This window comes from Rhodococcus sp. no. 34 (assembly GCF_054589475.1).
In genome coordinates this window covers 151,499-160,942 of the sequence record NZ_BAAILK010000041.1, presented here as the reverse complement: position 1 = coordinate 160,942, position 9,444 = coordinate 151,499, and the positions used below count along the sequence as shown (strand labels likewise).

Genomic DNA, 9,444 nt, shown 5'->3' with positions numbered 1-9,444 from the left:
GCGTGCGGGTCTGGACGCGTAGCTTTGCGTCGAGGTTGGAGAGCGGCTCGTCCATGCAGAACACTTGCGGTTCACGAACGATAGCTCGGCCCATGGCAACTCGCTGCCGTTGACCACCGGAAAGCTTGGCCGGCTTGCGGTCGAGATAGTCAGTCAGGTCAAGCAGTTTGGCCGCTTCGGCCACTTTCTTCTTACGCTCCTCGACGGGCACACCGCGCATCTTCAACGCGAACCCCATATTTTCCCCGACGGTTTTGTTGGGGTACAGCGCGTAATTCTGGAAGACCATTGCGATGTCGCGATCCTTGGACGGGACATCGGTCATGTCCTTGCCGTTGATGGTGATCGCGCCGGAATCGATGTCCTCGAGCCCTGCCAACATGCGCAGGGCCGTGGACTTTCCGGAACCTGACGGACCGACGAGCACGATGAACTCCCCGTCGTTGATGTCGAGATCGAGTGAATCGACAGCGAGGGTCCCGGCACCTTCGTAGATGCAAGACGCTTTCTGGTACGAGATTTCAGCCATGACGAACTCCTGAGAGGGTGAGGAGAATTATTTGATTGCACCGAAGGACAGGCCGCGCACCAGTTTGTTCTGGGCGAACCAACCGGCCAGGATGACGGGCAATGCCGCCATGGTCGCTGCCGCGGAGAGCCGAGCCCAGTACAGGCCCTCGCCGGTGATGAACCCGACCAGGAAGACCGGAATCGTCTGTGCTTGAACAGCTGTCAGGTTGACGGCGAAGAAGAATTCGTTCCACGAGAAGATCACGCAGATCAGCGCAGTCGCAGCAATTCCGGGCGAGATCAGCGGGAGGATCACCTCGCGAACCGAGGTCCACAAACTCGCGCCGTCCATGCTGGCAGCTTCGAGAAGTTCGCCGGGGACTTCGAGAAAGAACGAACGCATCATCCACACTGCGATCGGCAGATTCATCGATGTGTACAAGATGACCAGCGCCCAGATGTTGTCGAGCAATCCGATGTCGTTGACGATCACGTACAGCGGCACGATTGCGGCGACGACTGGGAGCATCTTGGTACTGATGAAAAAGAACAGAACGTCCTGAGTCTTGGCTACCGGGCGAAGCGACAATGCAAACGCAGCCGGAACACCCAGTAGCAGAACAAGAATCGTCGACATGGCCGTCGCAAATGCGGAGTTTGCCAGCGTCGTGCCGAGACCGGAGTCGAGGACGGCACGGAACTGTTCGAGGGTGGGAGTGAAGAACAGCTTCGGCGGATCCGTGTAGGCGTCTGCCTCGGTCTTGAACGCGGTGAGGACCATCCAGAAGACCGGGAAGAAAAACCCGAGAGCGGCGATCCACGCCACAACCGACCACGGACTGAACTTGCTGCTCTTCTTTTTCTTGACGACGGGCTTGTCGGCCGTCGCGCTTGTCGTCTCTACGGCAGTCATCACGCCGCCTCCTCGTTGCCGGTGAAGCTCTTGAAGATCAATCGGAGCGCAAGTGTCGACACGATGATCGTCGCGATCACTGTTACAACACCCATCGCCGCAGCTTGACCTACGTCGAAGCCGAGGAACGCGCGCTGGTAGATGTAGAACGGCAGGTTCGAGCTGGCCACGCCGGGCCCACCCGAGGTCATCATGTACACCGCGTCAAAGGTGTTCACGAGGTAGATCGCACCCAGAACTGCACCGAGTTCGATGAAGCGGCGCAGGTGCGGCAACGTCAGTTCGCGGAACATCGCAAACGGCTTGGCTCCGTCCACTCGTGCGGCTTCGAGAATGTCTCGGGGCATGGACTGCAAACCGGCCAGAATGAGCAGCATCATGAAGGGCGTCCACTGCCAGATCAGATTGATCATGACGGCGGCGAGCGGAAACTTACTGACCCAGTCGACCTGGCCGACGCCGAAAGGCTGGAGGACAAAGTTCACGATACCGAACACCGGGTCGAACATTGTTGTCTTCCACAGCAATGCGCCGGCGACGGGAGTGATGAGAAACGGCGTGATCAGCAGTGTCCGGACGATGCCCCGACCAAGGAATGCGCGGTCGAGTAGCAGCGCCAGCGCGAGTCCGAGGATCACGGAAACGATGACGGTTCCCACGATCATGATGACCGTGTTGACCGCGACTTCCCGAAACTGACTGTCCTTGAAAACCTCTATGTAGTTGTCGAACCCGTTGAAGTGCCGCGATCCCGGCCGGACTAGGTTCCACGACTGCGTCGAGTAGTAGAGGGTGAACAGAAACGGAATCTGGGTGACGACGATCGAGAAGATCAACGCCGGCAACAGGGGACCTCTACGACGCCAACCCTCGGCGCGGGAGATCTTCTTTTCGACACGGACCGGTGGCGCGTCGTCCACCGTAGTTCTGGGCTCGGCAACCGTAGTCATCGGTTCTCCTGATAGGTCTTGCCGACCACCTCGGCATACTGCTGGGATTGTTCGAGTGCTTCTTTCACGCTCTTCTGACCCGCGATGGCCGCACTGATCTGCTGGCTGACGCGAGTGCCCAGGTCCTGAAACTCAGGGATGGTGAGGAACTGGACGCCGGTGTACGGAACCGGTTGCACTGTCGGGTTTTTCGGATCTGCATTGTTGATCGATTCGAGGGTGATCGGACCGAATGCCTGTGCGGCCTCTTGATATTCCGGAATCTCGTAGGTCGATAGGCGACTTCCCGGAGGAACTCTCGACCAGCCGAGTTCGGTTCCGACCTTCTGGATGTAGTCCTTGTTCGTCATCCAGGAAATGAACTTCCAGGCGTCATCTTTGTTCTTTGCCGACTCCGGGATTCCGAGCGCCCACGTGTAGAGCCAACCAGGATCGGACTTCTCGACCTTCGGGGCCTTCGCATATCCGATGTTGCCGACCACCTTCGACGAGGCGGGATCTTCGAGCACCGACACAGCTGAGGTTGCGTCGTACCACATCGCCGTGTTGCCTTGCGCGAATTGTGTTGCACATTCACCGAATCCGCTTGTGGCAGGACCCGGCTGACCGTGCTCCTTGACCGTGTCCACGTAGAACTGAACCGCATCCTCGACCTGCGGACTGGTCAGCTGCGCATTCCAATTCTCGTCGTACCATCGTCCACCGAAGGTGTTGATCACAGTGTTCAGCGGTGCGAGTACCTCACCCCAGCCAGGCTTTCCGCGCAAGCAGATTCCCGCCATCTTGGCGTCCGGGTTGTCGAACTGCGCTGCCCAACCTGCGACTTCTTGCCACGTCGGGTCTTCGGGAACTGTTATCCCCGCCTGATCGAACAGATCCTTGCGGTACATCAGGAACGACGACTCCCCGTAGAAGGGGACCGCGTACATACTGTCCTCGTACGACAGAGAAGTCTTGATCGACGGTACGAAGTCGTCCTCGTCGTAACCGGGCGTCTTGTCTGCGTACTCGGACAGGTTCGTGAGCCAACCGTTTGCGGCCCACTGAGGTGTCTCGTAGTTGCTGATCATCACGACGTCGAACTCACCGCCGCCGGTTGCCGTCGACGCCGTGATCTTGGCGCGCGCCTGGTTCTCGGAAAGGCTGACGAATTTGAGGTCGATGCCGGGGTTCTCGGCTTCGAAAGCCGGCGCCAGCTTGATGGCGTCCTGCATCTGCGAGTTCGACACCATCGCGATGGTGACTGTTCGTTCGCCGGAACCACCGAGCGCACCAGCGCCCGCACATCCCGACACCAGGAGGCAGAGCGCCGCCGCGGCAGCGCCCCACACTCGTCTTCCTGTTTTCACGGATTACCTTCCTTCACACTTGCGTGTCAGTCGCGCGCTCGGACAGCGAAACTCGTGAGATCGCTAGCCTTCGAGCAGCCACTGGGCGCACTCGACGTCGGTGACGAGTACGTTTGCCAAACCTCCGCGCAATGCGCCCAGAACGGCCTGGCGTTTGTGTGTTCCCCCCGAAATCAGAATCGTCTGATCGCAGGATTTCACTGCGTCGAGCGATACGGAGACCGTTCGCTCAGGCAGTGGCCCCTCCACTGGATTGCCGTCGACGGTGTAGAAACGGCCGCCGATTTCACCGACAGCGCCTCGACTTTCCAACTCGTCCAGCATGGTCGAGTCGACGAAGCTACCGGCAAACAAAGTCGTGGCAGTCGAGACGGCACCAACTCCGAAAACCATGATGTCGGAATCAGTTCCGGCTTGCAGCGCCTTCGAGATCACCGAGTCGTTTCGCATCGACTCCACAGTCGCCGGGTCGGCATACAGCGGAGCGTTGAGACGAATAGGATTGGCCTGCAACTGTTGTGCACATCGGCCGATGGTGAAGTCGACACCGGTTTGGTAGTCGGTCACCGTCATGGAGCCGTCAAGTTGTACCACAGCCGAGCACTTCGCGGCCTTGTCTGGCAAAGATCCTGCTACCGCAACGGTTTCCGGACCCCAGGTAAACCCGAGAACGCTCGACGGCTGCAGACGACGAACCAGAACTTCCGCTGCTCGTCGACCGAGTGCGTCGAAGTCCGGGTCGTCCGCATCCGAAATCGCTTCGGGGACGATCAACACTTCGGCCAACCCGAAGTGCTTCTCCAGCTTCGATTCCAACTCCGTGTTCACCGAACCCTCGAGCTCCGGCGGTACCAAAATCTCGACCCTGACCAAACCTTGCGTCCGCGCCCTGGCCAACAGTCGCCCGGCTGTCGGCCGCGAGACGCCCAACTTCGCTGCAATCTCCGCCTGAGTGGCACCTTCGAGGTGATACATGGTCGCTGCCCGCAAGGCGAGCCGCACATCTTCGGAAGCGGGCAACTTCGACGTCTTGAGTCCTGTGGGCTGAGCCGACTGGTTCACACGGTCTCCTTGTGCATCAGGTTCAAAGTTTCTCGATCGTGAGCAAATGCTCACTAGATGTTCTTATGCTCATTAAGCTAACATCTACGTTGTGACCCACACAACAGTTTCCGGAGAATCCGTCGATCTACCTGCGACAATTCGGGCAAATGTCCTCGTCGAGACCGGAAAGATGCAGATGGTCGAGAGACCACGACCGTCCCCGAAGGCGGGTGAAGTCCTCGTTCGCATCCATGCCGTGGGCGTGTGCGGGTCGGACGCGCACTACTTTCACGAAGGTCGCATCGGCCCTTACGTAGTCAACTCACCGCTCGTTCTCGGACACGAAGCATCGGGACGCATCGCTGCGGTCGGTGACGGCGTCGACCCAAGACGCATCGGGCAGCGTGTCTCCATCGAGCCTCAGAAGCCCGATCCGACAAGTCCCGAATCCAAGGCAGGCAGATACAACCTCTGCCCTCATATGGAGTTCTTCGCGACGCCGCCGATCGACGGTGCGCTGACCGACTACGTCACGATCGGTGCCGACTTCGCCCATCCCATCGCAGATTCCGTGTCCTACGAGGCAGCTGCGCTGTTCGAGCCACTCTCCGTAGGGATCGCCTCAGCCCAGAAGGCGGGGATCACTGCCGGCTCTCGGGTGTTGATCGCCGGCGCCGGCCCGGTAGGAATCGTGACGACGCAGGTGGCCAAGGCATTCGGCGCGACGGAAGTCATCGTCTCGGACATCGACGCGGCCCGACGTGATGTGGCACTGAAATTCGGCGCAACAACCGTCGTTGATCCACGTGAGGGCGACGTACGCTCGCTGGCCGTCGACGCATTCATCGACGCCTCGGGTGCCACGGCCGCGGTGATCGACGGGATTCACGCAGTTCGGCCCGCTGGGACCGTCGTTCTGGTCGGAATGGGTGCCGACGAGATACCGTTGCCGGTCCCGATCATTCAGAATCGCGAACTGATGCTGACCGGAGTGTTCCGGTACGCCAACACGTGGCCGATCGCCGCCGCATTGGTCGCTGCCGGGCGCGTCGATCTGGACTCGATGGTCACAGCACGCTTTTCACTCGAACAGTCGCAAGAGGCCCTGGTGGCCGATCGCATTCCCGGCAGCATCAAAGCCGTAGTCATTGTCGCCGAAGGAGACTAGTACTTTCATGGAACTCAATACGAAGACCCTGCTCGACTTCGATGCTGCACTCGAAGTGCCGAACTACGACCGGAGCAAAGTCACCACTGGCATAGTGCATTTCGGTGTCGGAGGCTTTCACCGTGCACACCAGGCCATGTACATCGATGCTCTCCTGCGACGCGGTGAGGGCTTCGACTGGGGAATCTGCGGAGTGGGAGTGATGCCGTCGGACAAGCGAATGAAAGACGCACTCCGCGCGCAGGACGGCCTCTACACGCTGGCGCTCAAGCATTCCGACGGAACCCTCGAGGCCCGGGTCATCGGGTCGATCGTCGAGTACCTGTTCGCTCCAGAGGATCCGGAGGCGGTGATCGAAAAGATGGCATCCGAATCGACGAAAATCGTATCTCTCACCATCACCGAGGGCGGATACAACATCTCGCACACTACGGGCGAGTTCGACGCGTCCGATCCCGATGTAATGCACGATCTCGAGCCTGGAACACTCCCCCGCACCACCTTCGGCCTGATTTGTGCTGCACTCGCACTCCGTCGCGACCGGGGCCTCGCCCCGTTCACGATCATGAGTTGCGACAACATCGAAGGCAACGGATCGGTCGCCAAGACGGCTGTCGGAGCCTTCGCCGCTCTGAAGGATCCCGAACTTGCGGAATGGATCGACGAGAACGGCGCCTTCCCCAACTCCATGGTCGACCGGATCACACCCGTCACGACAGCCGAGGTGACCACCGAGATCGCCGAGACGTTTGGCGTGGAAGATCAGTGGCCGGTCGCGGCTGAGCCGTTCACCGCGTGGTTCCTCGAGGACGAGTTCACCTCAGGCAGGCCACCTCTGGAGAATGCCGGCGTCAATCTCGTGCCGGACGTTCGCCCGTACGAACTGATGAAACTGCGCCTTCTCAATGCCGGCCATCAAGGCATCGCGTACTTCGGCCACCTTGCCGGATACCGCCTGGTCCACGAGGCATGCCAGGACGAACTCTTGTCAGGGTTCCTGCTCGACTACATGAATCTGGAAGCGACGCCGACCCTTGATCCGGTACCCGGCGTCGACCTGGATCAGTACAAGAAGACCCTCATCGAACGCTTCTCGAACCCCCAGGTCCGCGACACGATTGCACGTCTGTGCGCCGAGTCGTCCGATCGAATTCCCAAGTGGCTGTTGCCCGTCATCCGGACCCAACTCGACACCGGTGGGTCGATCAACCTGTCCACCGCAATTGTCGCCAGCTGGGCACGCTACGCAGAGGGCACAGACGAGAACGGAGATCCCATCACCGTCGTCGATCAGCTGTCGGACACTCTTGTGCCGCTCGCCCAGAAACAGTCGAGCGACCCGTTGGCCTTCATCGGGTACCGACAAGTGTTCGGCGATCTCGTGGACGATCGCCGATTTGTCGCAAGCTTCCGAAAGATCCTCGACTCGTTGCACTCCGTCGGGGCCAGAAGAACCCTCGAGGAGGTGCGCGGGCTCTGACTACGCCGTGACGTCGTGCAGGTGATGGATCGGATCGTGAATGAAGTAGGCCGCCAACGATTCGACGGTGAACGCCGATCCGTCACTGCGGAGACCCCGTCGTTGGCGGCTGCCCTCTGGCACGGTTTCGAAGGCATTCGCGACCGCTGCGGCGGCATCCGCCAGCTCCGATGCCACCGTTGCCGGATCTTGGTCGTTGTACCCCTCGGCCTCAGCTGTTGCGTCCTGATCCCAGTTCTCGAATCTCGGATCGTCGAATTCGAGCATCTGTTCCAACCGCACCTTGAAGATCCTGAACACGTCGCGCACGTGAGCGGAATACTCCAGCGCTGACCACGTTTCGCTGTCTGGCCGCACCGTCACGTTCTCGCGCTCCAGTACCTCGGCCCACGAGATGGCATTGCTACGCACAAGATCTGGAACATCCGCGAACGCCACAGCGGACGAATCAAACCCGCACTCGCCGCATGGGCGTTCAAGGACCCAGGTCCAGTTCTTTGTATCCGGGGTGATCGGCATGCATCGAGAATAGTCCGCGGGAGCGGAGTCGGTCTGCTTCGATTGGCCGATGAAGCGCATCATGCTCGGTATTGCGATTCCATTCGCGCTGATGCTTACTTCGTGTGGCGGGGACGGGGGCGACGCCGAACCATACGAACTCGCCTTCACATGCGACGACGCACATGCGTACCTCGAAGTTTTCGGGACGGTCGAGGCGGCGTTGGCCCGGCTACAGAGCCCTGGATGGAACGATGTCCCTGAACTCGCGGGTTCCGCCAGCGCCTGGGCAGCGTTCACACCACAACAGCAGACTGCGATAGTCAATTCACTTCATGCGGCTTCCCGAGGTGAATGTTGATCCGTATTTCGGTGCCGGCATCTGACTCCGTCGACAAGATTTGCCGGTCGCTACTCGGATCGGCCGAAGAACTGGACATACTCCGACTGATTCCACGTAGCCGATCGATCGAGTCCGCGATGACATGAGCGGACCGCACGACGACTGGAGAGGATTCGACGCTGAGGCGCGTGAGCGCACCAAGAAGCCTTCGAAGCAGCGGAATCGGGATCGTGCGACCGAGCAACGCCGGAGGCCTGATTCGCCGGTCGCACAACAGAATTACAAACGACGACGTAACTACGTCATTCCGTTCGTGACAAAATACTCGTTCGTCGGCGACGGACCGATCACTTCGATTTCCTCGACGGGTCTCGTCGCCCCTCACGTGAAGGGCGTCGAGTCGACATGTACCCCTTCCGAACGCAGTAAATGCTCGGCCGCACAAATCAACAGGGAAAGGGATTCGTACGAGAGTCCCTCGATCGCATGCATCAGCCTGTCAGGCGCCGGAATCGACCGGTCGCCCGGCGAACCCTCGGATCTCCGCACAGAAAGCACGGTCGAGAGTTCTCGTTGATTCACCACCTGACCTGCGCTGTTCGCTCGCTCGAACATGGCATTCAGCCGCTGGACCAGTTCCTCACCTTCAGCTGATCGAATAGTGTTGCCGAACAGCCTGTTTCCATGATCGGCTTCGACACCAGGCCCGATCGAGTTCTTGATTGTCACAGTATGTTCTCCGTTACGTTGGTCTGTCAGGTTGATCAGGGGTGCGACCCGGCGCAATTCGCAGAGCCTTTATCCGTGCCGCCCAACGGCGTCGCGTCCATCGACAGCAGACGAATCTCCCCCGGCGCCCATCGGCTTCCGGTAGCGAGACCTTGAAGTTGCTGTTCACTTGCAGTTCGTCGTTACACTTTAACAATAGTTGTAACGCATCGACAAGCGTTTTGTTCCGATTGCCCGTTTTTGCACCCGATCGAGGCAACTACTGAGCTCTCGCGGGCTGCGGATTCTGCAATTCACGAAGCTCGGCAAAATGGATCCGACGCAGACAAGGACGGCGAGACAGCCCTCGTTGGCTCTCATTTCCAGTGATCGAGCACGAAGTCCTCAATGGTGATGACCCAAGTCCGACAGCGCTTTTCAGACAGGGAAAGGGCCCCGCAGTTGCGGGGCCCACTATCGT

Annotated in this window: 9 protein-coding genes; 2 read left to right on the top strand and 7 right to left on the bottom strand. The window is 59.7% G+C overall.

Translation table 11 applies throughout. From position 1 onward, the window contains the following. The 5 genes from ACYP01_RS18220 to ACYP01_RS18200 all read right to left on the bottom strand — a co-directional run. A partial coding sequence (locus ACYP01_RS18220; RefSeq protein ID WP_459681598.1) for an ABC transporter ATP-binding protein occupies positions 1-529 on the bottom strand: 529 nt, incomplete at its 3' end. Between the two features lie 27 nt (positions 530-556). After that, on the bottom strand, positions 557-1,423 hold the full coding sequence (locus tag ACYP01_RS18215) for a carbohydrate ABC transporter permease (RefSeq protein ID WP_003941600.1): 867 nt from the start codon (positions 1,421-1,423) through the stop codon (positions 557-559). Beyond that, positions 1,423-2,373 (bottom strand): carbohydrate ABC transporter permease, encoded by a 951-nt coding sequence (locus tag ACYP01_RS18210; protein WP_019748978.1) that lies wholly within the window; start codon positions 2,371-2,373, stop codon positions 1,423-1,425. The genes ACYP01_RS18215 and ACYP01_RS18210 overlap by 1 nt, the downstream gene beginning before the upstream one ends. Beyond that, positions 2,370-3,722, bottom strand: a complete 1,353-nt coding sequence (locus ACYP01_RS18205) for an ABC transporter substrate-binding protein (RefSeq protein WP_003941577.1) — start codon at positions 3,720-3,722, stop codon at positions 2,370-2,372. The genes ACYP01_RS18210 and ACYP01_RS18205 overlap by 4 nt, the downstream gene beginning before the upstream one ends. Before the next feature lie 63 nt (positions 3,723-3,785). Continuing rightward, positions 3,786-4,784 carry a sugar-binding transcriptional regulator gene (locus tag ACYP01_RS18200; RefSeq protein ID WP_054826082.1) on the bottom strand — a complete coding sequence of 333 codons (999 nt, stop codon included), beginning with the start codon at positions 4,782-4,784 and terminating at the stop codon, positions 3,786-3,788. A gap of 139 nt (positions 4,785-4,923) precedes the next feature. Between ACYP01_RS18200 and ACYP01_RS18195 the strand changes: the two genes are divergently transcribed. Further along, the gene (locus ACYP01_RS18195) at positions 4,924-5,934 is read left to right on the top strand and encodes an NAD(P)-dependent alcohol dehydrogenase (RefSeq protein ID WP_039973217.1); all 1,011 of its coding nucleotides are present in this window, start codon (positions 4,924-4,926) and stop codon (positions 5,932-5,934) included. 7 nt (positions 5,935-5,941) lie between these two features. Continuing rightward, the gene (locus tag ACYP01_RS18190; RefSeq protein ID WP_459681593.1) at positions 5,942-7,414 is read left to right on the top strand and encodes a mannitol dehydrogenase family protein; all 1,473 of its coding nucleotides are present in this window, start codon (positions 5,942-5,944) and stop codon (positions 7,412-7,414) included. On the opposite strand, the gene ACYP01_RS18185 is transcribed toward ACYP01_RS18190, so the two are convergent. Together ACYP01_RS18185 and ACYP01_RS18180 are read right to left on the bottom strand one after the other, a co-directional pair. After that, positions 7,415-7,933, bottom strand: coding sequence for a DinB family protein (locus tag ACYP01_RS18185; protein WP_322002231.1), 519 nt, complete (start codon positions 7,931-7,933; stop codon positions 7,415-7,417). A gap of 703 nt (positions 7,934-8,636) precedes the next feature. Continuing rightward, entirely contained in the window at positions 8,637-9,041 is a 405-nt protein-coding gene (locus ACYP01_RS18180) for a hypothetical protein (RefSeq protein ID WP_230793128.1), read from the bottom strand. Positions 9,042-9,444: the final 403 nt, after the last annotated feature.